Origin of the sequence: Glycomyces artemisiae, from assembly GCF_003002955.1 — a bacterium.
GTDB lineage: Bacteria > Actinomycetota > Actinomycetes > Mycobacteriales > Micromonosporaceae > Glycomyces > Glycomyces artemisiae.
The window spans coordinates 35,639-61,577 of sequence record NZ_PVTJ01000012.1 but is presented as its reverse complement, the minus strand read 5'-3'; the positions used below and the strand labels follow the sequence as shown (position 1 = coordinate 61,577).

Annotated in this window: 16 protein-coding genes and 1 pseudogene; 12 read left to right on the top strand and 5 right to left on the bottom strand. The window is 63.3% G+C overall.

Annotation, left to right across the window (positions count from 1 at the left end; translation table 11 throughout):
• Complete coding sequence (locus B0I28_RS23950; protein ID WP_181245935.1) at positions 1-852, bottom strand: alpha/beta fold hydrolase; 852 nt, start codon at positions 850-852, stop codon at positions 1-3.
• A 311-nt stretch (positions 853-1,163) separates the two neighbouring features.
• Between B0I28_RS23950 and B0I28_RS23945 the strand changes: the two genes are divergently transcribed.
• The 6 genes from B0I28_RS23945 (at position 1,164) to B0I28_RS23920 (ending at position 14,140) form a co-directional block, all read left to right on the top strand.
• Positions 1,164-1,916 carry a Pr6Pr family membrane protein gene (locus tag B0I28_RS23945; protein WP_181245934.1) on the top strand — a complete coding sequence of 251 codons (753 nt, stop codon included), beginning with the start codon at positions 1,164-1,166 and terminating at the stop codon, positions 1,914-1,916.
• Positions 1,810-2,751, top strand: coding sequence for a hypothetical protein (locus B0I28_RS23940; RefSeq protein WP_219926960.1), 942 nt, complete (start codon positions 1,810-1,812; stop codon positions 2,749-2,751). Before B0I28_RS23945 ends, B0I28_RS23940 begins: the two co-directional genes overlap by 107 nt.
• A 640-nt stretch (positions 2,752-3,391) precedes the next feature.
• Positions 3,392-8,233 carry a DEAD/DEAH box helicase gene (locus B0I28_RS23935; protein ID WP_106366383.1) on the top strand — a complete coding sequence of 1,614 codons (4,842 nt, stop codon included), beginning with the start codon at positions 3,392-3,394 and terminating at the stop codon, positions 8,231-8,233.
• 152 nt (positions 8,234-8,385) lie between these two features.
• On the top strand, positions 8,386-9,933 hold the full coding sequence (locus B0I28_RS23930; protein WP_181245932.1) for a protein kinase domain-containing protein: 1,548 nt from the start codon (positions 8,386-8,388) through the stop codon (positions 9,931-9,933).
• 9 nt (positions 9,934-9,942) lie between these two features.
• Entirely contained in the window at positions 9,943-12,936 is a 2,994-nt protein-coding gene (locus tag B0I28_RS23925) for a DEAD/DEAH box helicase (RefSeq protein WP_106366381.1), read from the top strand.
• Positions 12,905-14,140, top strand: a complete 1,236-nt coding sequence (locus B0I28_RS23920) for a hypothetical protein (RefSeq protein ID WP_106366380.1) — start codon at positions 12,905-12,907, stop codon at positions 14,138-14,140. Before B0I28_RS23925 ends, B0I28_RS23920 begins: the two co-directional genes overlap by 32 nt.
• A 52-nt stretch (positions 14,141-14,192) precedes the next feature.
• Here B0I28_RS23920 and B0I28_RS23915 read toward each other — a convergent pair whose 3' ends face one another.
• On the bottom strand, positions 14,193-15,269 hold the full coding sequence (locus B0I28_RS23915; RefSeq protein ID WP_146148222.1) for a hypothetical protein: 1,077 nt from the start codon (positions 15,267-15,269) through the stop codon (positions 14,193-14,195).
• Between the two features lie 375 nt (positions 15,270-15,644).
• On the opposite strand from B0I28_RS23915, the gene B0I28_RS23910 reads away from it, so the two are divergent.
• From B0I28_RS23910 to B0I28_RS23885, 4 genes and pseudogenes are all read left to right on the top strand, one after another.
• Complete coding sequence (locus B0I28_RS23910) at positions 15,645-15,914, top strand: hypothetical protein (RefSeq protein ID WP_146148221.1); 270 nt, start codon at positions 15,645-15,647, stop codon at positions 15,912-15,914.
• 235 nt (positions 15,915-16,149) lie between these two features.
• On the top strand, positions 16,150-18,276 hold the full coding sequence (drmD, locus tag B0I28_RS23895) for a DISARM system SNF2-like helicase DrmD (protein ID WP_219926970.1): 2,127 nt from the start codon (positions 16,150-16,152) through the stop codon (positions 18,274-18,276).
• Positions 18,277-18,491: 215 nt separating this feature from the next.
• A pseudogene (locus B0I28_RS28570) lies at positions 18,492-18,836 on the top strand (hypothetical protein); the annotation flags it as partial.
• Positions 18,837-19,097: 261 nt separating this feature from the next.
• Complete coding sequence (locus tag B0I28_RS23885) at positions 19,098-22,088, top strand: N-6 DNA methylase (RefSeq protein ID WP_106366466.1); 2,991 nt, start codon at positions 19,098-19,100, stop codon at positions 22,086-22,088.
• Positions 22,089-22,396: 308 nt separating this feature from the next.
• Here B0I28_RS23885 and B0I28_RS26990 read toward each other — a convergent pair whose 3' ends face one another.
• Both B0I28_RS26990 and B0I28_RS23880 read right to left on the bottom strand, forming a co-directional pair.
• On the bottom strand, positions 22,397-22,846 hold the full coding sequence (locus tag B0I28_RS26990) for a hypothetical protein (RefSeq protein WP_146148220.1): 450 nt from the start codon (positions 22,844-22,846) through the stop codon (positions 22,397-22,399).
• 346 nt (positions 22,847-23,192) lie between these two features.
• Entirely contained in the window at positions 23,193-23,756 is a 564-nt protein-coding gene (locus tag B0I28_RS23880) for a hypothetical protein (RefSeq protein WP_181245931.1), read from the bottom strand.
• A 171-nt stretch (positions 23,757-23,927) separates the two neighbouring features.
• Between B0I28_RS23880 and B0I28_RS23875 the strand changes: the two genes are divergently transcribed.
• Together B0I28_RS23875 and B0I28_RS23870 are read left to right on the top strand one after the other, a co-directional pair.
• Positions 23,928-24,695: a helix-turn-helix domain-containing protein gene (locus tag B0I28_RS23875; protein ID WP_106366465.1), complete on the top strand. Its 768-nt coding sequence runs from the start codon at positions 23,928-23,930 to the stop codon at positions 24,693-24,695.
• Positions 24,692-25,162 carry an NUDIX domain-containing protein gene (locus B0I28_RS23870; protein WP_106366373.1) on the top strand — a complete coding sequence of 157 codons (471 nt, stop codon included), beginning with the start codon at positions 24,692-24,694 and terminating at the stop codon, positions 25,160-25,162. Before B0I28_RS23875 ends, B0I28_RS23870 begins: the two co-directional genes overlap by 4 nt.
• On the opposite strand, the gene B0I28_RS28565 is transcribed toward B0I28_RS23870, so the two are convergent.
• Complete coding sequence (locus B0I28_RS28565; protein ID WP_219926958.1) at positions 25,104-25,715, bottom strand: HD domain-containing protein; 612 nt, start codon at positions 25,713-25,715, stop codon at positions 25,104-25,106. The two genes, B0I28_RS23870 and B0I28_RS28565, sit on opposite strands and share 59 nt — an antisense overlap.
• Positions 25,716-25,939 lie beyond the last annotated feature (224 nt).

The window sequence follows — 25,939 nt, the reverse complement described above, 5'->3', positions numbered from 1 at the left end:
CTACCTGCCCGCCTCCACGGCGGTCAGGAAGTCCGAGAGCCGACGGGGGAGGGTCATCCCGGTGAGCATGGCGACATGCCCGCCGGGACACCGCACGACCTGCGGCGGCCGCGCCAGACCCTCGACCAGGGCAAGACTCGCCGACGGAGGCACGATGTGGTCGTCCGCGGTGACGGCGAGCAAGACAGGCACATCGAGACTCCCTAGCCGCGCCGGTCGGCCGAGAACCGTCCAGCTCCCGTCCTTCAGACCATTGCCTCGAACGTAATCCACAAGATCGAACAACAGCGCACCCGGGACGGGAGTCTGCTCCCACACCCACCGCGACAACGGCCCCGCCACCGACCGCCACTTCTGATTCCGCCGACGCCGCCACGTCTGCCGCGCCGTGCGCAGCGCCACCGGCCTCAGCCAGTGGAAACTCTCCCGTACCAGCGACGCGGGCACGAGCCCGCGCTCATCGAGCGTGAGCACCGGCATCAACCGCCTCGACCGCAGAATGCCACCCAACCGGCCCGCCGCCGCAGTATCAACAAGCGGCGCAATCGCAGTCATCGAAGCCAACCCGCCATCCCCAAGCGCCGCATGCACAGTGAGCGCCAACGTCCCGCCCAGGCAGTACCCGACCAGATGCACCTCCGGCCGACCGCTATGCCTCCGAACTGCCTCCTCGGCCGCCATCAACGTCTCGGCATAGACATCGAACCCATGCCCCGCCTCTGCCGCCCCCGGCACCCCCCAATCGAGCAGGTACACATCACGACCCCCGCCGATCAACGCGCCGATGAGACTTCGCCCCGGCGCCAGATCCAGCACCCATGACCTCGTGACCAGCGAATGCACCACCAGCACCGGCGTCCCAGCCCCACCCGCGCAGTGCCGCACCACCACCCTCCCCGCACTCCACACGACCGACGAATCAGTCACCGGCACCGAAACCCGAGGCAACCCCGCCGCCACCTCAACCACATGAGCCCACCCCGACACCGCAGCCAGCCCCCGCACAACCCCGCCCCGAACCCACCGCCCCACCCGCACAGCCCCGTTGCCCCGCAACAGGCGCCGATCAGTCGAACTCAAACGAGACATCATCAAACCCACCAGCATCCCGCACCGAACACAGCCATGAACAACACAAGCGAAGCGCACTTATGGTGGCCGACATGGCTTCTCTGAACCCGATACGCATCCATGCGCGGGAAATCGGCTTCGCGAGGATCGCCGCTGGTGTGCTCACGATCGGCGTGCTTGGCTTCGCCTACGTCGTCGGCGGTGAGAACGACGGCTTCAACCCGTTCAACTACTTCGGATACTTCACCAACCTGACGAGCCTGTCCACCTCCGCCCTCCTGATCCTCACCGGCCTGCGCACCTTGTCGGGGAGCCCAATACCCATGTGGCTGAACGCATCGCGCGCCGTAGCAACCACATGCATGCTCATCGTCGCCGTCGTCTACAACGTCCTGGTCCCCGGCACCGGCTCGGCTCCGCCATGGGTGAGCGCATGGCTCCACCTCGCCTTCCCCGCAGCGGTCTTCCTCGACTGGCTCCTGATCGGCGACCGCTCCCCCCTTCCTTGGCGCCGGGTGTGGCTCGTCATCCCGTACCCGCTCCTCTGGCTCGCCGTCGTACTGATCCGCGGCGCGACAGACGGATGGGTCCCCTACGGATTCCTCCTCCCCGAACGCGGGGCGGCCTCCATTGGGCTGCACATCATCGGGCTGCTCGGAGCCTTCCTGGCGTCGGGCGCCCTCGTATGGTCGGCCAGTCGGGGTTCAGGTCTCGGCCGGGGGGAAATACTCTGGCGGGATGGCACCACTCACACCGGAGGACCGGTTGCGACTGGCCCGAGAGATGGACGAGACCCGGCTTCGCATGTTCCGGATGAACGTGCTCCGGAAGCGGCCGGGCATTGACGCGGGGGAGTTGAAGCGCGCCGTCCTGGAATGGATGGGCGATGGAGGAATCCAGGACTTCGTGGACTCCGGCGGCGAGCGGCCCAAAGGGATGGACGCGGCGGTGGTGAACGGCCTTGAACGCTCCTATTCCCGCCTCGGCGCCGTGTTCGACGCGCTCGATGCGCCCTGGTCGCTCGCCGGGAGCCTGGCGGTCTCGGCCCGAGTTGAACCGGCGTACATGACCCAGGCGGGCGTGATCCTGGCCGTCAAGGACGAGCAGGTCGCGCAAGGCATCCTCGACGGTCTGAGGGAGGCCGGCCTCCGCCTGCTCAGCGTCACCGACCAGATGTGGGTCAAGAACTGGGACCACGAGCACGGCCGCCCGGCCGACCCGGACAACGTCGAGATCGAGCACCACCCGAACGGCCTCGTCGCCGGAGCCCGCCTCGTCGACGAGACCGGCGACCGCGACCTCGAAGTGGACCTGGTCTTCGCCGCCTCCGGCATCGAAGCCGAGATCACCGCCGCCGCCGATCCACTGGAGATCCTTCCCGGCCAGGTGTTCCGGGTGGCCCGCACCGGCCATCTCATCGCCCTGACCCTCCTGTCCCTCGGCGACCCCGGCAGGCAGCCCCAACCCGACGAGTTCGCCGACATGGACGCCTTTGCCTCCGAACAGGCCTTCACCGGCATCCGCGAACGCGCCGACCTCACCGCATTGACAACCGCGGCCACCCCCGACGACTGGCGCCTCGCCTGGCAAGCCGTCGACCTCATGGCAACCCGAAGCGCCACCAGATCCCGCAACCTCCGCACAGAACTAGCAGCATTCCTCGCCGAATCCGAAGGCTGAGCCTCACCACCGAGAGGTAGAGCTCGGAACGCAGTGAATCCCGGGTGAAACTCATCCCGTATTGCGTTCCACGAGGCGCCCCGGTCGAGAAGTCGATCCAGTTGACCGAGTTCCTACGACCGGGGCGGGGCCATCCATGACCGCGCTGGCTGATCGCATTGGTCAGCTGTTCCCAGTACTCAAGGTAGAGCGGTCGCTTACCCTCGCCGCACTGCTGGGCCGCGGCGGTCGACCGGACGCGTTTCCCCCCGTCGTTCGGGGCTGCGACCACGTTGAACTGCAACGCCGGAGCCGAATCCCCGATGCGCCAGACACGGACGGCGACGCCGAAGCACCGGGTGTCGGAGTCAGTGCGTTCGTTGAGCCAGTCGAGTGCCCTGCGGTGTTCCTCGCGGAAGTTCCGCGCGATCCAGACGACGGCCGCCGCATCGGTTCCCGCAGCGAAGGTCAGCAACTGGCCGAGATGGCCGTGCTCGGTGCCAGGGAGGCTGCTCTGGAATCCACACGCCGTCCATCTGCTCAGTCTTGTTCTGAGGGTTGTACAGAGAGTACGGATACGCTAACGTCCTTCATGTAGTGAGGGCGTTACGCAAAGTGGGGGGTAAGTCTGACGCCGTTCCTTCCCAAGGGAGGCAGCGTCATGACCGGTAGCGTTCGGGACATCCTCGACCATATTCGAGTTGCGTCGCAGACCAATGCGGAACGAGGCAGACGTTTCGAGCAGCTCATGCTCGCCTTCTTCCGCACGGATCCGCAATGGCGGCAGCAGTTTGCCGAGGTGTGGATGTGGGCCGACTCCCCTCTCGCCGAGGACAATGCCACCGACACCGGCATCGATCTCGTGGCGCGAGAGGCCGAATCCGAAGAGTTCTGCGCGATTCAGTGCAAGTTCTACGAGCCGGACAAGATGATCCGTAAGGCCGACATCGACTCCTTCTTCACCGCCTCCGGCAAGAAGGGCATCAACCGACGGATCATCGTGTCCAGCACTGACAAATGGGGCCCGAACGCCGAGGCCGCCCTCGCGGACCAGCAGGTCGAGGTGACCAGGGTCGGTATGTCCCAGCTCGACACGAGCCCGATCGACTGGAGCAAGGTCGCCTACGAGCACGCGTGGGTCGCAGGGGAGCGTCTCGGGCCGCGCTATCTGCGCGCCAAGAAGGCGCCCATGCCGCACCAAGACGAGGCGATCGAAGCCGTGCTCGCCGGGTTCGAGACGCACGACCGTGGTCGTTTGACCATGGCCTGCGGCACCGGCAAGACCCTGACCTCGCTCAAGATCGCTGAACGGCTCGCCTCCGCACATGAGGATCCCATCAGTGTGCTGGTCCTGGTGCCGTCGATCGCTCTCCTTGCCCAGACCATGCGCGAATGGGTCACCGAGGCCGAAGCCGCTCTGCGGCCTTTCGCGGTGTGCTCAGACCCGAAGGTCTCGAAGCAGTCCAAGCTGTCCGACTCCGGCGATCAGGCGGTGCACGACCTCGCTCTGCCCGCCACCACGAACGCGTCCAAGCTCGCCGATCGGATCCGCGGTGGCGACTACGGGCCTGGAATGACCGCGGTCTTCTGCACATACCAGTCGCTGCCCGTCATCGCCGATGCTCAGGCTTCAGGTCTGGACGCCTTCGACCTCGTTGTCTGCGACGAGGCGCATCGCACCACCGGCGCAGTGCTCACCGGGCGGGACGAGTCCAACTTCACCCGGATCCACGACCCGCAGTACATCGTCGCCGAGCGGCGCCTGTACATGACCGCGACTCCGCGGATCTTCACCGAGCCCGCCAAAGCGGACGCCCAGCGGGCGAGCGTCGAGCTCTGCTCGATGGACGACGAGGCGAGGTTCGGGCCCGAGTTCCACGAGCTGGGCTTTGGGAAGGCGGTCGAGGCCGGTCTGCTCGCGGACTACAAGGTCCTGGTCTTGAGCGTTGACGCAGGATACGCGGCCAAGACCTTGCAGGTTGAACTCGCCGACGACAACATGGAGCTCAATGTCGCCGACGCCGCCAAGCTCATCGGCGTCTGGAACGGACTGCGCAAGCGCCTCGGACCCTCGATCGAGGAGAGCGGATTCCGCGCGAACGAGGCGCCCATGCGACGCGCCGTCGCCTTCGCACGGAACATAGCCGCGTCGAAGCACCTGACCGAGGTGTTCTCCCAAGTGACCGAGCGGCTCGGAGGAACCTCCGAGGACAGCCTCCGCTGCGAAGTGGGGCACGTCGACGGCACGATGAACGCTCTGGAGCGCGGCAGAGCGCTCGAGTGGCTGAAGTCCGAACCGGGCGAGGGAACCGCCCGGATCCTCTCTAACGCCAGATGCCTGTCCGAGGGCGTGGACGTGCCGGCGCTCGACGCGGTGCTCTTCCTGCACCCGCGCAAGTCGGTCATTGACATTGTCCAGGCGGTAGGCCGTGTGATGCGGCGGGCTCACGGAAAGGAGTACGGCTACATCATCCTGCCGGTCGCCGTCCCGGAAGGCGTACCCCCGAACGAGGCGCTCGACGACAACGAGCGCTATAGGGCCGTGTGGCAGGTCCTCAACGCCCTTCGCTCCCATGACGACCGGTTCAACGCCGAAGTCAACCGCATCGGACTCAACAGGTCTCGTTCCGAACGGATCCTGGCCGGCCACATCGCCGCCGATCACGACCCGAGCGACCTTGGGGGCCTTATGCAGGCCGCTCGCAGCGGCATGGCATCGGTGGATGAGTGGCGTGATGCCATCTACGCGCGGATCGTGCAGAAGGTGGGCACCAAGGTCTACTGGAAGGAGTGGGCCAAGGACATCGCGGATATCGCGGGTGCCCACATGGCCCGCATTCGAACCGCCCTCGAGCTCCCTGGAAAGCAGGCGGTGTTCGACGCGTTCGTTGCCGCCCTGCGGTCGAACCTCAACCCCTCTATCGCAGAGCACGATGCGATTGAGATGCTCGCTCAGCATCTGATCACGAAGCCGGTCTTCGACGCTCTCTTCGAACAATACGAGTTCGCTGAGCACAACCCGGTCTCCAAAGCAATGGAGATGATGCTTGAAGCACTCGATGATCAGGCGTCGGACACGGAGCGCGACAGGCTCAAGCGGTTCTACGAGCAGATCCGGGTCCGAATCGAAGGCATCAACAACCCAGAGGGGCGCCAGAAGGTCCTTCTGGAGCTGTACGAGCAGTTCTTCAAGAACGCCATGCCGCAGGTGTCCGATCGACTCGGCATCGTCTACACGCCGGTTGAGATTGTCGACTTCATGCTCCACCTGACCGATCAGGCGATGCGGAGACATCTCGGCGCCTCGCTGAGCGATGAAGGGGTCCAGGTGATCGATCCGTTCGCGGGCACTGGTACCTTCCCCGTCAGACTCCTTCAGTCGGAACTCATCCGGTCTGAGGATCTCGTCCGGAAGTACCGCAGTGAGCTTCACGTGAACGAGATCGTCCTGCTCGCCTACTACATCGCTGCTGTGAACATCGAAGAGGCGTTCCACAGCAGGTCTGCCGAAGTGAGTTACCGGTCGTTCGACAACATTGTCCTATTGGATTCACTTCAAACATATGAAAGGGAGCCCGAGGATTCAAGCACGATCCTCGCCGGCAATATTAAACGTGCAGTGCGCCAGCAACTTGAACAGATTATTGCTTGCATTGCCAACCCGCCGTACTCGGTTGGACAGGACAGCCAGAACGACGGCAACCAGAACATGAAGTATCCCAGGCTCGACCAACGCATCCGCGAGACTTACGCGGCCAGGTCAACTGCCACCAACAAGAACTCACTCTATGACTCGTATGTGCGCGCACTGCGCTGGGCAAGCGACCGAATCGAGGACCACGGAGTGATCTGTTTCGTCTTGAACAACGGGTTCATCGACGGAAACACCGCGGCGGGCCTGCGACTCACGCTCATGGAGGAGTTCAACGTGGTTTACTGCTTCAATCTCCGTGGAAACGCCAGGACAGCGGGTGAGCAGCGGAGAGCAGAGGCCGGCAATGTCTTCGGGTCCAGCAGTCGCACGGGTATTGCGATTCTCCTGCTGATAAAGAGCAGCAATGCTGTTGAAGGCGAAGCGTGCCGACTTTACTACCGGGACATCGGCGAGTACCACGATCGTAAGCGCAAGCTGGAGATCGTGGCGAACGGAACCGATCTCGTCCGGGCGAAAGGACTGGACGCTCTCGGTTGGCAGCAGCTTGACCCAGAGGCGGACGGTGATTGGATCAATGTGAGGGACAAACGGTTTCAAAGCTTCCGTGCACTGGGGCGGACCGTTGGATCTGGAGAGGTGGTCGACCCCCCAATCTTCAGAGTTCGTTCTCGAGGGCTTTCAACCGGCCGTGACGCTTGGGTCTACAACTTCTCCAATGCCTTGGTGATCGGCAACGTACAGTCGATGATCGACTTCTACAACAATCAAGTGGAGCGGCTGGAGGCCTCAAGCGACAGCAGTGCGACCAAGATATCGGCCACTGAAGCGGATGGGGATCTTTTCGTCTCCGACGGGAGTCGTTTCAGTTGGAACAGGGCGGACCGAGGAAGGCTGCTGCGAAGAAAGCGGCTTCGGTTCGATGAGCACCGAATCTTCGAAGCGACCTATCGTCCGTTCACCAAACAGCGCGTCTACCTCACGGCTGACACCAGTGACTGCGTCTACCAACTGGAACGATTGTTTCCTGACCCAGGTCTCAGCAACGTGGGTTTCTATACCGTGGGCGCAGGTTCTGCGGTCCCGTTCTCGGTCTTGGCGACCGATGCCGTTCCAAACCTGCATGTGACAGGAGCGGGCAGCGGTGGACAGTTCTTCCCGCGCTTCACCTATCACAAGAACGCGATCGGCGGAACGCTCTTCGACCAGGATCCTCCCCGGTACACACGAGAAGAAAACATCAGTGACGCCGTCTTGACGGACTACCGGGAAACCTACCGAGACGGCTCGATCTCGAAGGACGACATCTTCCACTACATCTACGGCATCCTGCACTCGCCGAGCTACCGATCAGAGTTCGAAGCGGACCTCCGAAAGTCGTTGCCTCGCATCCCCAAAGTCGCGCAGTTCCATGAATTCGCCCGTTCGGGCAACCGGCTCATGCGGCTGCACCTCGCCTACGAGGCGGTTGAGCCGTACCCCGGCATCCGAGAGATCGTCGGCGAAACCAAGACGACCGACCCGGCGGAACTTTATCGTGTCGACCGCAAGATGCGATTCGCCTCAAGGGAAGACCGAACCCGGATCGTCTACAACTCCCACGTCACGCTCACCGACATTCCGGAAGCCGCCTTCCGCTACCAAGTCGGCTCCCGATCCGCCGTCGAGTGGATCATGGACCGCTACTACGTCCGCACCGACAAGGCCAGCGGCATAGTCAACGACCCCAACGACTGGTCCGACGATCCGCGCTACATCATCGACCTGCTCAAGCGCATCGTGACCGTCAGCCTGGAGACCATGGCGATCGTAGACGCCCTCCCGCCGCTGGAGACCATGCCCGATCAATGACCTGATCCCATTGCGCCGAATCCGAACGCTGCCATAAGCCCGCGCTCTGGGATGCGTGTCCGGTATGCGACATGTTCGGGGGACGCCCGATTCGATGGAAGTCGGTAATATCCCCACTACTGCACGCCCCCTCTTCGAAGGGCAGTCGGCACATGGACTCGATTCCGCCCCAGGAATCCCGAGCTGAAATCGTTCGCGCCGTCAAGGCCAGGTCGACGCGGCTCCGAACCGCAACCTCGAACACCCTCGTCGCCGTCATCGGGGCCGCGGCCCTCGCGCCGGTCATTGCCGCCGCCGCCGGTTCGGCCCCGATCGCACTCGCGGCCGCAGGGGTCATCGGCGGTGTCGGCGGAGGCCAGCTCGTGACACTGCTGCAACGCAGCGCCGATCGCATCCGCGGGCAGCGCGCCGGGACTCTCGACACCGATCTCCCTCAACTCATCCAGCAGACGATCCAGACCGAGATCGCGACGCGATTGGATCGCGGCGACGCCGAGGCCGGACGCCTGTTTGCCGAGGTCGTGCAGTTTATTGAGCGCGTCGGCGGGTTCGAAGCGGCCCTGGACAGCACCGCCGACGAACTGCACGACCACCTCCGCGACGAGTTCGCCGCCCTGGAGGGACGCACTGGAGGCATCCTCGAATCACTGGCGGACCTCGAAGCCGGGCAGACGCATCTCATCGACCGCTTCGACGAGTTCGAGAAGCGGTATTCACACGGATCCCAGCTGCCGGCATCACCGACTCTTCCGACCAGGAACCTCGGTGTCGAACCGGACGACCTGTTTCCGCCCGTGCAGATCGCCCCCCCACCGCCACCACTCGAGACCTGGACCCCAGGGGCCGAGATCAGAATCGGCCAGGAGCGCTATCTGCTCTACGACCGCGAGACCGCCGAGCGGCTCGCACCGGACAGCTCCCTCCGACTCAGCACCGCCCTCGCACGACGGCTTGCTCCGACCCGGGACCGAGGCGTCCGCTTCGTTTGGCTCCGGCAATTCAAACGTCTGCGGCCCGGGCTCATGGCTCGCGCGGCCGAGAGCGGGCTGCGACGTGAGCATGAACTCCTGGCTGAAATCGGCTCCGAACGCGGAGTCGCGCGGGCGTTTCCGAAAGCCGTCCAGCTCGAGACCGACGGCACCAGCATGACTTCGGCGCTCGCATGGCCGACGCAGCGGCGCGGCACCGCCCCCTGTGATGGACTCGACGGCCTCGCTCCAGGAGATGGGCGACCATTGAGCGAATGGGCGCTCGCCGAACTTCTCGCCGGTCTCGCCGGTCTGTGCGATGCGCTTGGAATGCTGCACCAGCGCGAATTCAGCCATCGCGATCTCACGCTGGAAGGCATACTCCTGGCAGAGACCCGGCAGCTGGCGCTGCGGGATCTCGGCAAGACCGGGAACGCACCCGCCCACGGTGAGACGCAGAGCCCCTATGCCGCACCGGAACAGCGGCGCCGAAGTGACGCACCGCCGGGGCCGTCCACCGATGTCTATCAGCTCGCTGCGCTCACCTACCACCTCGCGGCGGGACACCCGCCGCCCGGCGTCGCCGCACCACCACTGCGTGCGCAAGCTCCGGATGCACCCGGGAAGCTCGCCGCCGTGGTCGACAGCGCGCTCTCCGCCCGGCCCGCCGACCGGCCCACCGCTCCCGCCCTCGGCGATGCGTTCCGCGTAATCGCCGATGAACTCGTATAAGGAGACCGCTTGCGCACGCTCATGCTCCCGCGCCCGATCGTCCTGGTCCCCGGCAAGAACCTCCCCGGGAAACTCCGCACAGCCGCCCGCGACGACCCGCGAATGCCCGGCGATGTCGGACAGGTCCTCCGGAAACTCGTCGAGCTCAACAACGGTAGCGGGATCCCGGCGACCGTTCCCCCACCGAAGCAGGGCCAGGACTGGGGATGGTTCGCCTACACCCCCGATTACAAGATCCGTTTGTTCCTTACCCGGGATCGGGACGCCTACATGATCGCGTTCGTGGCGTCCCTGAGACACGACGACCACCAGCGTCTCGCTGAAGGCTGCCTCAAACTGCGGGCACCCGGTTGGACGGCGGTGCCCAGCCCGCCGCAGATCCCTTACGGTTCGGTGGCGTATTCAAGGGAGATCGCGGACGCCTGGAAGCAGTTGGAAGCCGAGCGAGCCGCTGCACGCGGGTCAGCACCGCTGACCTCGCACCAGACGGCGTTCCTCGACATGCTCGACGAGATGATCGACGCCACTGAGACGATCAGCCGGAACCAGACCGAGAAGTCCAGTGCGGCCCTGTACCGCGCGAAGCACTCCACCGGCGAGCAGCGTTTCGGCCTTCACTCGGTGTACCGGTTCGACATGGCGGGCGAGCATGAGCTGGGCGAGGGCAAGTACGTTCATCACGTCGAACGGCCCGACATCAAAGGGCAGGTCACTAGAGTCAGCGGCGGCACCGTCACAGTGAAGTTCGACGTGCCGATCGACTGGGATGCGCTTCCGCAGGTCGGCGAGCTGCGGGAGACCCCGAACGCCACGGTCTTCAGGACCCAGCGCGAATCGGTGGAGCTCCTGCGAGCGGGCAGATCCGAGAACCCGCATCTGCTCCGAACCGTCGTCGACCACCGGGTCAGGCCGATTCCGGGACGTTCGTTCACTCCGAACGAACCGCTCGACGCCGAGCAGCGGCTCGCATTCGCGAAGGCGCTCAACGTGGAGGACCTGCTGCTCGTGCACGGCCCTCCAGGCACGGGGAAGACTCGGACCATCAGCCAGACGGCCCGGTCGGCCGTCCACGACCTCGGCCAGAAGGTGCTGATCGCGTCGCATTCGAATCGGGCGGTCGACAACGTCCTGGCCACGCTGCCGAACGATGTCGAGGTGATCCGCGTCGGCTACCGGGAGGCGGTCACTCCCGAAGGCCGCGCGTACCTCCTTGAAAACCGCGAAGCCGAACTGCGTGAACGGGTGCGGGTCGCAGCGGCGATGAAACTGGAGCCCTATGGGCACCTCGCCACGGCCGAAGCATGGGTGTCGGAGTTCAACGCCCGCACCGACCGGCTCAGCGCGGCCGCAGGCTTGGTGGCGAACGCCGACAAGGCGGTCGCGGTGCGCACCGCCGCCGCGGCGGCCCCGTTCCAACCGCAGATCGAGGAGTTCGAGCGAGAGATCGCGTCGGCATCGGGCCGCCTCGCACGAGTACGCGCCCGCCAGAAGCGAACTGCGACATGGAAGAGCGGAGTCGAAGCGAGAGCCGGCAACCCGTTCATCGGGTGGATGCTGCGCTTCGTCGTCGCCGTGCTGGCGCGTATGGAATCCTCCGCCGAGGACCGAGGCGACCGTATCGACATCGAGCTGCACGAACTCGAGACGCTGCACGCCGAGGCCGCGGCCGCGCGAGACCAGGCGGTCGCAACCGATGCCGGAGTGATCGAGGCACGGCAGCGGCGCGCGGCGTGTGAACGCGAGGGCCAGGGCGATTGGCACGAGGTGCGAAAAGCCGCTGACGCACTGCGCACGGCCCTACGCGGACTCATCGCACTCGACCACCCGCCTCGATCTCCTGAACAGCCCGCGGTCGAGGACACGGATCTGCGCGCGGCGGCCGCCTGGGCCGGCACGCAACGCGAACGGCTGCAACGTGAATTCCCGCTGCTGCGTGGCCGCAGAGACTTGCTCACCAGGTGGCACGCGGCCGTCGACTCCGCCAAGGACCAGCTGAACGGCGAACTCATCCGCTACGCCGACATCATCGCCGCCACCTGCACCGGGTCGGCCTCCCGCCCGGAGCTGTCAGGAGTCGAATTCGACCTCGCCGTGATCGACGAAGCCGGTCAGATCGGCGTCACTGACGTCCTCGTTCCGCTCACCCGCGCCCGTCGAGGCGTGCTCGTCGGCGACCACCAGCAGCTCCCGCCGTTCCTCGACACCGAGGTCGACGCCTGGGGCGCCGGTCTCCGCAACCCGCAGATCCGAACACTGCTCTCCAAGAGCGCCTTGGAGATCCTCACCGGCGCACTGCCACCGAGCAACCAGGTCTCGCTGATCCGACAGCGCCGGATGCCCGAGGTGCTCGCCGACTTCATCTCCCGCAGCTTCTACCAATCTCGGCTCCAGACCGAACACGCACGGCCCCATCGCGACCCGCTCATGCAGACTCCGATGACCCTCATCGACACCTCCGGACTGCCGCCGCACCGGCGCTTCGAGCAGCCCGGGAAGGTGCGCGAGCGGTGGGCCGCGAGCGGCAGCGCCAACGACGCCGAGGCCGAGATGCTCGCCGGACTCGCGGCGTACTACCACGATCAACCGGGGGACTGGTGCGTCATCGTTCCCTACCGCGCCCAACTGCAACTGATCAGAGCCAAACTGCGCAGACTCATCTCCGACCCCGAGGCCATCGAACGCGACACCGGCACCGTCGACGCCTTCCAGGGCGGCGAGCGCGAGGTCGTCCTCTACGGGTTCACCCGGAGCAACAAGGCCGGCCGCGTCGGATTCCTGCGTGAACTGCGGCGCGTGAACGTGGCTTTCACCCGTGCCCGCTCGCAGCTGATCATCACCGGCGACCTTTCCACCCTGTCCCGCAGCACCGACCAGGGATTCCGCGACCTCATGGAGGACATGCAGTTGCATCTCAACAGCAGGGGCGACATCCGGCCCTACAAGGAGATCGAAGCGCTCCTTAAGGACCTCCGTGGAGAAGGCGGCGCACGTGGCAGGCGGTGAGTCGGCGTTCACCTATCGGCGCGGGAGGGCCATCGAACACGCCCGCCACGAACTGGGCCTGACGCCCACCAGGATCTTCGCCTGCTTGCTGCCGCTGTGGCGAGTCGAGATCCAGGCCACGGTGACCCTGGGCCGACCCTACGACCTCATCGACCGCTTCCTGGAGGAGGCGATCGCCACGGCCGGACTCGACACGGCTGCCGCGCTGGCCGATTTCTACTCCCTCGACGACATCCTCGTCGATCGGGCGCTGCGGTTCCTCGTCCGTATCGACCACCTGGTCGAGCACCGCGAGCGCTATCGGCTGACCGATCTCGGCCGACGTTCGATCCAGGAAGGAGAGCGCTTCGAGCGCAAGAAAGGCGATCGCAGGGTGCTCTATTTCGAGGCGCTGACGTCACAGCCCTTGACCCGCGAGTACTACGACACCAAGAGCGTTTCGATCGTGGAGTCGCATGAACTCCACCGCTTCACCAGGCCCGACAAAGGTGTCCGGTTCCAGCCGGTGGGGCCCGTGGACGGCCTGCACGCGAATGCGCTCCAAGCCCTCGCCCGGCGGCCCGACCGCGATCGGTTCAACCTTCCCGGCGGCGTGGAGGACCTCGTGGCGCTCGGTGCCGATCGGCAGGTGTACCTGCCGGCGTTCGTGATCCGCGCCGAACCGCGGGGCGGCGGACGGCCTCATTGCCTGGTCTACTCGCAAGTCGGGGCCAAACACGATCCCGAACTCTCCGAGGCTTGCACAAGCCACGCGTTCCTGGCCGCGCGGCTCGAGCAGATGGAGTCACAGGGAGTCGGCGGACTCGACCGCGAACGGATCGCCGAATGGCTCGACCGCCAAGGTTTCAGCTCGCGGACCCCGGTCAAGAGGGTCCGGGGCGTGTGGCGGGTGGAGCTGCCGGAGAGGACGTTCGGAGGCAAGGACCGGCCGGCGACCAGGAAGATCGGCCAGTACGAGGTGACCCGCGAGATGATCCTGCAGCTGTGGTGCGGCTCGCCGCACGCTCGAACCAGGGCGCTCCTGGACCGTGCCGCCGTCTACCTCGCCTCCGCCCGCTCACCCAAGCCCGACCAGGCCGAAGCCCGCCTCACCCTGTTCCGCCAGCAGCTCGAACTCGACCCGATCGATCTCGGCCGCCTGGCCGACCTCGCCGCCGAGGCCGGCCACCACCATCTCGCCGAGCAACTCCGCGAACTGCGGTGAGGCCTGACCTGAAACACGTTCGGACGGGACCGGAAGCCGACGATCGGCGACCCTAATGCAGGGGCCAGTCGACGGCGGTGATTCCGAGTATTGCGAAGAGGGTCGCGAGGAGAAGCAATGCAAGGACGACGATGGGAATCAGACCGCGTACGGTCGGTTGGATGCGTTGGATCCGACCTTCGAGGCCCTCCGGCCTCATCTTCTCGAGGTCGGGATCGGGCCGGCAGTCGGCGCCGAATGCGCCTACCTTGCTTCCGAGCGCGATCGTTGCCGCTGCTTTCGACGGGTTCGACAGGGCCACGGTCAGGTCTTCCAGGACCGATCTGACGTCTTCGGGCAGATCGGCGTCGAGACTCCTTGATGATTTCGAGTAGTCCCCGAGGAATCGGGCGGCCCCGAGGAAGACGAACACATCTGCACGGTTGCCGCTACCACCTGAGAATCGGAGTGTTCGGATGAGACGACGGGCCTCGCGGCCGAGGAGGACCGGCAGCTCATCGCGCCGCGAGTAGGCCTTTCGGAGAGGTTCGTCGCTCGGGCGTTGAAGCTCCTGCAATGCGAGCTTCAATGCTCTGGATCGTGCATACCCCCGGCGGCAGCAGCGCAAGCATACGAACGCGGCGGTGAAGGCTCCGAGCGCGATGCCGAATCCGAACGCTTCAAGCTCTGTGTTGCTGAAACGCCCGTAGGCGAACGTCAGATAGAAAAACTCTGCCCCGAGGACGTATCCCGTTGCCACCGCAGCCCATCTCGTGAACCAGTAGCGCCCGAGCTCGTACTCGCGCTTCCGTTCCTCGCGCCGGTCGTCCTCCGAACTGATCTCGATACGATCGTGAAGCCCGGGAAGATACCGCTTCCTCTGAGGTCCTTCGAAGTTCCATCTCGACGAACTGACGCTGAGTATCACGAGCGAAGAGAAATACAGAGCCGAGATCGCAACAAGCACGGGTGACCCGAAGTGCCCTCGATTCACCTGGATCGGCCACGCCGCCCAGCCGTAGACGACGGCGGCAGCGAGTCCGGTTCCGAAGAAGCTGAGAATTGCTGCTAGCAAGGGATGCGCAAGCCTCATCAATCGGCGGGCGCCGCTGTCGACGACTAGGACGAGCATGAACGGGATGCCGAACATCGCCGATCCTCCGACCAACCAGCCGACCAGCAGTCGCAAGAACTCTTGAAAGGCCATAGCGGAACTCCTCACGCGAGATCTGAAAATTTGCACTATATGTGTATTTCAGGCGATGAATGAGTCAGCGTCACTCGCATAGGTCGAAGGCTCGGTTCGAAGCCTCCGGTCGGTCTGCTGCCCCCATCGCATTGCCGGACTCCGATATGAGTGGGGCGCTGGTAGTCTCGTAGGGCGTTGAGCAGGGTTGACAGTTGCTCAGAGACGTCGACACCGGGAGGCCGTTCTATGCCCGCACAGCAGTCCGCGGAGCGTGAAGGAGTGCCGGCGGTCGGGGACCGGGTCGAGGTGCGTGGGTCCAGGTGGATGGTCGCCGACGTGATCGCTTCCGGCGCGGACACGATCGTCGAAGTGAACAGCCTCGCCGACGACGCCTTCGGCGAGCAACTGCGGCTCGTGTGGGAACTCGAACCGGGACGCCGCGTGCTGCCGTCCTCCGGCCTGCCCGAGGTGACCCGCGACGGGTTCGACAAGCCCGCGCAGCTCGCCGCCTTCCTCGACGCCATGCGATGGTCGGCCCTCACCAGCGCCGACACCCGCAACCTCCAGGCGCCGTTCCGGTCCGGAGCGGACATCAAGCTCTACTAGCTCGAACCGGTGTGGCGGTCCCTGTCGGCCCCGCGCGTGAACCAGCTCCTCGCCGACGACGTCGGCTTGGGAAAGACCGTCGAAGCTGGCCTGGTCGCCAGCGAGCTGATCCTGCGCAACCGCGCCAAGCGCGTCGTGATCGTCTGCCCGGCCGGGCTCACCACCAAGTGGCACGACGAGATGCGAAAACTCTTCGGCCTCGAGTTCACCATCGTCAACGCCCAGACCTACACCAATCTCCGGCGAACGGGGCAACGGCGCCAACCCCTTCGAGGTCTACCGCAACACGATCGTCAGCCTCCCGTGGCTGCGCGGCCCCAAGGCCGAGCGCCTGCTCTTCGGCGAGCTGCTGCGCGGCGCGGGGGAGGACACGCGCCCGTACTTCGACCTGCTCATCCTCGACGAGGCCCACCACATCGCCCCCTCGGCTCCGAAGCAGCGCTACGCCGTCGACTCGCAGCAGACCAAGACCATGCGGGAGCTCGCGAAGCACTTCACGCACCGCCTGTTCCTCTCGGCCACCCCGCACAACGGCTACCCGGAGTCGTTCACCGCGCTCCTGGAGATCCTCGACCCGGCCCGCTTCGCCCGCGGCGTCGCGCCGTCACAGGAGGCGCAGGACGAGGTCGTGATCCGCCGCCTCAAATCCACGATCACCGGGTCCGACGGCAAGCCGGAGTTTCCGGAACGCAAGGTCCGGGACCTGCGGCTCGAATACGCCGAGGGCGAGATCGACGTGCACCGCTGGTTCAGCGAGTTCACCCAGGCCCGCCGATCCCGCCGCGTCAAGAGCCGCCGCGGCCGGGCCGCCGCCGACCTGGTGACCCTGCTGCTCAAGAAGCGGCTCCTGTCGAGCCCGCAGGCCTTCGCCAACACTTACGAGACTTACGCCGGCGCCCTGCCCGCCGCCCCGGCCGTCGCCAGCGACGAGGTCCCGGAGTTCTACGACGAGGTGTGGGACGAGGAGGCGACCCTCGACGACGACGAGCTCTACGACTTCGAGGACGAGCACCTGCGGCGATCGGCCTCCCACCAGGAGCGCCTGGACCCGACCGAGCGCGAGCTCCTGTCCCGTATCAACGACTGGGCGAGGAAGCACCTGTCCGCGCCCGACACCAAGGCCACCCGCCTCCTCGACTGCCTCGGCGAGGTCTGCAAGGCCGGTGACGACTGGACCAACGAGCGGGTCGTGGTCTTCACCGAGTACCGCGACACCCTCCACTGGTTGCAGGACCTCCTCGACTCCCGCGGCTTCGGCCGCGACCGCGTCGCACTGCTCCACGGCGGCATGGACATCGACGAACGCGAGCAGATCCGGCTCGCGTTCCAGGCCGACCCCGCCGACCACCCCGTGCGGGTCCTCCTCGCCACCGACGCCGCCGGGGAGGGCATCGACCTCCAGAACCACTGCCACCGGCTCGTCAACTACGACATCCCCTTCAACCCCAACAAGCTCGAACAGCGCGCCGGGCGCATCGACCGCTACGGCCAGCGCCACAGTCCCGAGGTCTACAACTTCGTGCCCGCCCCGACCGCGGGCGACTCCGCGTTCCTCGGCGAGATCGAGTTCCTGGCCCGCGTCGCGGCGAAGGTCAGCCAGATGCAGACCGACCTCGGCTCGGTCAACCCGGTGCTGGCCGAAGGACTCCAACGGCGCCTCGCCGGAGGCACCACAGTCGGCGACGTGGAGACCCTGGCCCAGCAGGCGACAGCGCGAGGCAAGAAAGCCGGCGAGGTCAAGGCCGCCGCGAACGTCTCGGAACAGGTCGAACGGCTCGGCGAGCAGTACGAGAACAGCGTCGACGAACTCCACCTCCACCCCGAGCGCATCCGGCGGGTGGTGGACACGGCGCTCGACCTGGCCCACCAGATGCCGCTCAAACCGCGCCTGACCGCCTACGGCAACCCCGCCACCGAGTTCGACGTCCCGGTGATGACCGGCGAATGGGTGCGCGCCACGAAGAACCTCGTAGCGCCGTTCACCCCCGAAGGACAGGAGCCGCACCAGCGCCCGGTGACCTTCGACCCGCTTGTGGCCCAAGGCCGCGACGACGTGGTCTCGGCGCACCTGTCGCACCCGCTGGTCGACATGTCGTCGCGCCTGCTGCGCGCCGCGGCCGACTCCGACCGGGTCGACCTCCACCGCGTGACGGCCGTCGTCGGCCCCGACGACCTGGAGGACATGTTCGTCGCCGCCTACGCCAAGTACACCGTCACCGGCGGCGGCTCGACCCAGCTGCACCAGGAGATCATGGCCGTCGGCGGCTGGCTCGACGCCTGCACCGGCCGGTTCCGCCGCGAGAACCTTACCCGGACGGGCCTGATCCTCGAAGCGGCCCTTGACAAGGGGACCGAGGAATGATCGAGGCCTATGGGAACTTGTTTCCCCAGGTTGCGGCCCTGCATGGCCGTCTATTGGCGGTATCGCCCACGAAAAACGACTTCACGCGCGGCTGAACACAGGGTAGACCGCGCACGATCAGGTTTGCCCAGGACCCGCCCACTCACAAACCAGGTGCGCGGCGACCCTGGGGCATGTCAATGTCAGACCTCCCCTCACTAAATCGAACCTGCGCGATGCCTAACTCGAAGTCGATGATCCTGTGGTGCCTAGGTGGTCCGGCTGAGCTTGAGCTGGTCCGCGAGTCCGGACGGACCGCTTGGCCTCTTCGCCTGCCCGACCAGCCGATCTTCTATCAGGTCCTCAACGAGGACTATGCGATGAAGATCGCCCGTCACTGGAACGCACCCCGAGAGGGTGTCGGGTACGTGACTCGCTTCGAGGTCGACTGCGCACTCGCCGGGCTCCCCAGTCCATCAGTCGGCAGCCGCGCGATCCTTGAACGCTGGGTCCTCGCCGAAGACCTCGAGGAGTTCAACCGCTACATGGTCGACCACATCGAGGCAACCGCCGAGTTCCAGACCCGCCGGTTCGCCCAGCTGGCGCGACAGACTCGAATCTGTAACGACGACATTGAGTTACTTTCTCCGCTGCCAGCTGAGGTGGCGAAGATTGCAAGCCTGGTCGCCGCCTCTAGCTGGGGAAATACGTCTCGGCGCTATGGTGGAAGCCCTGCCACACTTCTAGCCGAACCTGGCAGGGGATGAGGTGCCAAACTCCTATATCATCTCTAGGCTCGACCCGAAGCAGCCCTGTCAGGCCATGAGAGGATTCAACATTCAATGGCTAGCCGCTATGACGACCTCGACGCATCACTAGAGCTCGAGCAGCAGCTTGCAGCCGAACTGAAAGCTGCGTTTGAGCCGAGAGGGTGTGAGGTAGTCCATCACGGCAGCAACGCAGGTAGCCGGCACTCTCCTGGCGGAAAACCAGACATTGAGATCATCGACCGGCAGAACCGGCACCTGGTCTTGGTAGAGGTGACTAAGCGCAAAGGCTCTGCGGCGGATGGAGAGTTCGCTGCGGTTACGGATCATCTCGAACGGAAAATCAAAGAGCGCGAGTTTGACAGTTACGGTCTGCTTTATGTGTCTCCGCGAACTTCAGCGCGAATGAGCATGAACTTCCGTGATCTCTATAACCGTCGCAACGAACGTGATGGACGACTTGGCCGAGTCCTCGCGGTAGACTTCGAAGCCATTCAACTGATGATTGATAAGTTGATGACTTCGGACGCAGCTCTTTATCCCAGTGTTCGACTGAAGCAGTTGTTTGAACAATGGGATAAAGCGGTTGATGACGCTCGAGCTCGCCTCCTCATTCAATCGACGATCTTCCCCGAAGACAACGAACTTGCCGATGCTCTTGAAGAGGAAAGTCGTGAATTTGATGCTCTGAGAGAGCGGGAACTAAAGAAGCAACTCGAACACGTTGAAAACAAGTTCCGATCTCACGGCATAACCGGAAATAATGCAAACATTAGTCTTGTTTACCTTGCCTTTCTTAGGCTCTTCGAGGAGCGATCGCAGAGGCAAACTGGCAAGCCAAATAGATTTACGGCCGACGGTTTCCGCGAATGGTCAGCTAGTGTTGCAAAGACTACGCAGAGGCAATTTGAAAATCGACTTGTTGAACTCCTTCTTCATGAAATCGCCGAAGAGGACGAGCTTAAGGCGGCTGATCTGCTTCAGCGCCGCTCCAATGAGCAGTTCTTGCATAATAAGCTAAGCGATGATCTGGTCGAGACTTTGATCCTGCCAGTGTTCGACAACTACGACTTTCATGCAGGAAGAGTCGATATTCTTGGTGCAGTATTCGAGACTCTCGCCCGTAGAGGTGACAAGGATACGCGAGTTGGGCAATTCTTTACCCCGCAGCAAGTTGTTGATTTCTGTGCAGAAATCGTCCAGATTCGCTCTACCGATCGAGTGCTCGATCCGGCGGTTGGTACTGGTCGCTTCCTGATCTCCGCTATGGATGCCATGCTTGATGATTCGGATCGATCTTCCCGAGATCGATCCAAGATCGAAGAGTCTATCCGCAGAGATCAACTTATCGGCACGGACATCGACGAATGGGTTGCCACAATTGCCAAGATGAATATGTTCATCCATGGTGACGGCAAATCAGGCGTAGTTTCCGCAAATGGTCTAACGCTTGGGCATCATCCGGTTCTTCCGAATTCTACTAGCGGGATAAATAGCTCGGTCGATGTAGTTCTTACAAATCCACCGCTCGGAGATACTGACTATCTGGTAGCAGAATCCGAATGGGAACGACTGGCTTCGGTTTTCACGGCGGGACACTGGGATGCTGATTCGCTCGTCGTGAAGGCCGAGACATTCTATAATTGGCTCGGTGTGGTTCCGCTCGAGACTCTTGAGGAAACACAGCTGGCGAAACTGTATGAAAAGCGAGACGATGTTCAGGAGAAGATTCGTCGAGCCCTACAGGACACCGGATCTGCGCAATCAACGATATCTCGTCTCAATAGTCGGCTTGACGCTATCAACGCCGAGATAGCAGAGCTTCGTACCAAAATAGCACAAGACACCGTCACGCGGCGTCCCCGCGGAAGGATGTTGAAGGGCGGCGCTCTATTTATTGGGGCCATCGCGCAGTACCTGAAGGCAGAACGACTCCCGGGTGAGAAGGTGGAGTGGGCTGGTGGCCAGGCCGCCATTGTCGTAGACGAAGCGGTTCTTAACACGCCTGAGTATGCACATGTCCGAGACTTCATTCGTACGCACTTTTTTGTAAAGGGCGTAGTTAGTCTGTCGCGGGACGCTTTCAAATATTTGGCCCACACAGACGCGAAGACTTCGATCTTGTTTCTTTCCAAGAAGCCAGATATGAGCCTAAGTCAGCGTGAACCGATTTTCTATGCACATGCCGAGCGCGTCGGGTACAATGCGGTTGGGAAATGGATTGGCAATGATCTGCCACTTGTTCGTGACTTTTACCGCTACTTCTGCTCCGCTATTGAGAAATCCTACCGCGGAAAGTATATTGACGAAAGAACAGCACTTTCAGCAGCGCAGTCAGTTCCGGGTCACTCGACTGCATTTATCGCCCGCTCCCCCGAAGGACATCGTAGTGATCGACTCGACTTCTATCATGCGCGGTTCAATCAAAGACGTGAGGAATTGCTGGCTAAGCACGGCAAACTTATCTCTTTTGGTGATGTTCTCGAAATCGCTTCGGTTAAACACCCGCCAGCATCCAGGACTGGCGAATATGACTTTGCGGTAGCCACGAGGACTGGGACCGTCGCTTATAAAGGGCGGGCATCGGTTGCGTACTCTCCCCGTTCCTTGTGGGTTGTTGAGAATGGGGATCTTATTCTTTCATCAATCGATCTAGTGCATGGAGCAATTGCTGTTGCTGGTCAAGACGTTGCAGGGCTTGTTATGAGCAAGGAGATGTATCCGTACCGTGTACGCCCGGGTGTTGAGGCCGTGCCTGAGTATGTTCAGATCCTGCTGCGTACTAAGGCTGCGCAGGAGATGCTGTACGGATTCGCTACCGGAACAAGTAACCGGACTCGACTTGAAAGCGCGGAGAAGCTGCTCGAATTTCCCCTTCCGCCCCTCCCTGCATTGTCGGAGCAGATAGTTAGGGCTCAACAACTTCAAGAAGCATATGCTCAGCAGCGCCGAGCATTGGAGACTATTGAGGCCTTGGGCCAAGAGGCTCAGGAAGTATGGGGGCCACCTGTGGATATCTACTCGGACGTCGATGACAACTCATTGCCGGTCGTCGAGGCCTTTTAGTCTCAGTCTTCCAGTGCGGGTGAGGCTTCGCAATGTTTTCAATTCGGTCGCCCAAAGTCAGGGAGACTTCGAATCTCCCTGTACTCGGCGAGTCTGCCGGACGTCTCCGAGTTGGTAAATACGGAGTGGCCTGAACTCGAACGCGATTACTCCTCGCGAAGTTGTATGATGTCTGGAGTCGGGTTCTGCCGCCCGAGCCAAGCAGACTTCTTGGGGAGTGTCTCGTAATGGGAAGACGAGTACAGAGCCAATCTATCAGCAAATGTCCGTTTTGTTCTAGTCGACATACTGTTCAGATTGAGGTTCACTCAAGGCCTCAGGAGTTTGCTCGGGCGAGTGAGCGTCGTGAAAAGCTGCGCTGTGTTTGCGCTGTCACGGGGCGACTCTTCTATATCGTTGTCTTGATCGACATTCCGCCTGGATTCGTATTCTCTCGTGCCGCGGCTATAAGCGTTGCCAGTTAAGTGCCGATTCGAATGTAAGTATCGATCGTGAAATTTGCGGATGATATTTTGAACTGAAGATACTCTTGGTTTCTCTTGAATCTGCTTGTTTTGGGTTTGCGAAAGGTTTTGATCTCCACTGGATGCCCAGTTGTTGGTGCCGACATAATTGCCGCAGGCTGCAGTAAAGAAGTGGCCGTTGCTAAATGCCAGAAGAGAGCCTTGGCTCCGAAGGTCTTGGACTTGCAGATCTTTCGCCAATGCTGGATTGGCTGAGAGCTGGATTCGCTTCGCCTCGAAGAGATAGCGCATCATGCGGTGGGTGTCTTTAATGTGAGTTAGCCACTTCCAGGACCTTCACTCCGTCGACTTCGCGCCGATGTTGGCTCCGAAGCTTGCGGCAGCGTTGGTGAGCGCCTCGACCCGGGGTCCCGCGCGAACTAGCGTGTTACCGCGAATGGCGAGATCCTGTTGAAGGTCCTCGAGGTTCCAGGTAAGGATGAGCATGTGCCTCTCTTTGTTGGAATCCGGGGATGAATCGCGCGCTGCGGAGTGGCGGGACCAAGGCCATCCGTCGCGCTGCCCGCGTTCCTGAGTTCTTGGGGGCGGGGCACGCCGTCCACCCGGCGTGCCCCGCAGAAGAGAAAAGTTAGAGACGGCCTTAGGCCGTGGCTTGGGTCAGGATCGCTTCCGACTCGCGTCGCCAGCGGCGCTTGCGGTCTTCTGGTGTTGACTTCCAGCCTGGGCGGGGTGCCAGGCCGCAGAGGTGGCCGTTGTCGTGGAGGAGATCGGCTACCGGAGTCAGCCCGCCGGACACGTTGATGACGCTGAGCACCGCGTGCTCGGGTGCGAGCGTCGGTTCGACGGCGAACCGGAAGCCGTCGATGTTGAAGGTGCCGAGGACGCTGGATGGGAGTTCGGCTTTGGGTGCTGGAGGCTGGCCGGCGTGGCGGGCAGCGATGAGCGCTGTGATGTGGCTGCGCTGTTGGGACTTCCACGCGTCGGTCTGCTCGGCCCAGAGGCCTTCCCAGCGAACCTCGCGGACAACCCCTACTGCGTGGAGCGCGCGACCGATCTTCACCGGCTGGCCGTGGTACGACAGCCACACCGAGGCGTAGCCGGTGCCCGGTCGGGCCAGCAGCGTCAGCTGGTTTCCGTTGTCCGTAAACCATTCTCCGAGCACTTCTGACTTGACCGTCCCGGGTTGTGTAGCTGGTTCCGCCATCATCGGTCTCCCTTCATCCGATCGAATGGTTTCGTCTACGCCGCCCTGCCTTGACCTGGTGAAAAACGGCATACAAAGGATGGTGCTTGACAGACGGGGACGTTAGAACTACACAATGGGACGCGAAAAGACGTCCTCCGCAACCGAACTCGTCCCTGGGTGGGTGTCCTCATGCCGAACGAGAGATTGAAAGACGCCATGCAGGCCGCGGGGGTTACGCCCGAGGCTCTAGCGGACGACCTTGAAGTCGATGCCAAGACGGTGCGGCGCTGGATCAGCAGGGGACGGACTCCTTACCCAAGGCACCGCTCCGCCCTCGCTGCGATGCTCGACGAGACCGAGGAGTACCTCTGGCCAAGCATCGACACCGCGGATCGGCAGGCGCGTGTCTCGCAGTCGGAAGTGATCTGCACCTACCCGCGCCGATTCCAGGTTCCAAGTGACCTCTGGCGGAGGCTGTTCGACAATGCCACTGAACGGATCGGCATCCTCGTCTACGCGGGCCTCTTCCTGCCCGAGCATGATCCCGACCTGATCGACGCGCTGAAGGCGAAGGCGAGGGCGGGAACCAAGATCACGGTGCTGCTGGGTGATCCTGACTGTGAAGCCGTCGCGACGCGCGGACGCGAGGAAGGCATCGGTCAAGCGCTCGCCGCCAAGATACGCAACGTTTTGTCCTTCTACGAGAAACTGCGAGAGACCGAGGGCGTCTTCGTGGGGTTTCACACCGCGACCCTGTACAACAGCATCTACCGGTACGACGACGAGATGCCGGTCAACACGCATCTCTACGGGTTCCCAGCCGCCCATGCCCCCGTTTTGCACCTACGCAGGCTCGCGGGCGGGACCCTGTTCAACTCTTACGCCGACAGCTTCGATCGGGTCTGGTCCGCGTCTCGCGATTCCTGGACCGGCGGTCATGGGAAGGTGAGGCCATGAGCCGCATCGACCACATCAACAACCCTGATGCTCCAGAGCCCAACAGTGTTGTGCCGTCAACGGTCGCCTTCGTGACCAATGACGAGGGCCGGGTGCTGCTCATCCAACGCTCCGACAATGGCGACTGGGCTCTGCCGGGTGGCGGCCATGATCTCGGTGAGCGCATCGCGGACACAGCGGTCCGTGAGGCCAAGGAAGAAACCGGGCTCGACATCGAGGTCATCGGCATCATCGGGCTGTACACCGATCCGGGTCACCTCATCGAATACGGAGATGGCGAAGTCCGCCAGCAGTTCTCGATCGCGTTCCGAGCGAGGCCGACCGGGGGCCGACTAGCTTCGAGTGCTGAATCGGTCCGCGTTGCCTGGATCGCGCCTGATGAGCTTGACGATCTCTCGATCAACCCGTCTATGCGGATGCGCATTGACCATGGTCTGAAGCGGCTTGCGGAGCCCTACATCGGGTGAGATGGTGGGAACAATGCTTCCACCCGCTTCGCCACTTCGTGGAAGACCCCGGCGCTTCGGTTGATGAACTCCCGAACCACTGAGCTAGGCCGTAGCGCTGGCGAACCTCCTCGACGCGCTCTTGGACCGAGAAATCCTGGCCATCCGGGCCGGTAGTCAGGTCGCAGAACCAAAGCAGGTCAGTAACCGGGGAATCCTCCCGATCGAATTCATCGAGGAGGTCGGCAGCGAGACCACGCAGCTCAGCTTCTACTAGGGCATTCGTGTGGTGGGCGACGAGCGCTGCTACTCGACCGTCGAACTTGATCGACTGCAGCCACCGGGCCCCGTCGAGCGGGTGAAAGCCGGTTACCGCGACGGAGGGCGCGTACCCGACGTCATGCAGTACTGCGGCGGCTACGAGAGCGAGTCGGTCGCGCTCAGCGGGCAGCAGAGTGGCGAGACGTTCGGCCTTCGCAGCTACCGCGGTAACGTGCCTCCACCGGCGCGGCAGCGATTCACTCAGCTCCCTCTCCGCGAGCGCTCGCGCTTCGTTGACCAGACCCGTCTGCACCCGTCGATCCTAACCATGGGACCCGGGAATACGTAGCACTGGAGAGGATACGAAGCAGCCCAAGGCGAACGAGGAGGTTCCGGCCAGCGAACCGGACGGCCCGACCCTTTCTTTTTCGCCCTGGGGGATATGTATATATGTCGGGCTGGCCAGTAACCGCACGCCATGTCATTGACCTGCGCATACGTTGGATGACCGGAGTTCGTCAACGGCTGGGGCAGTCC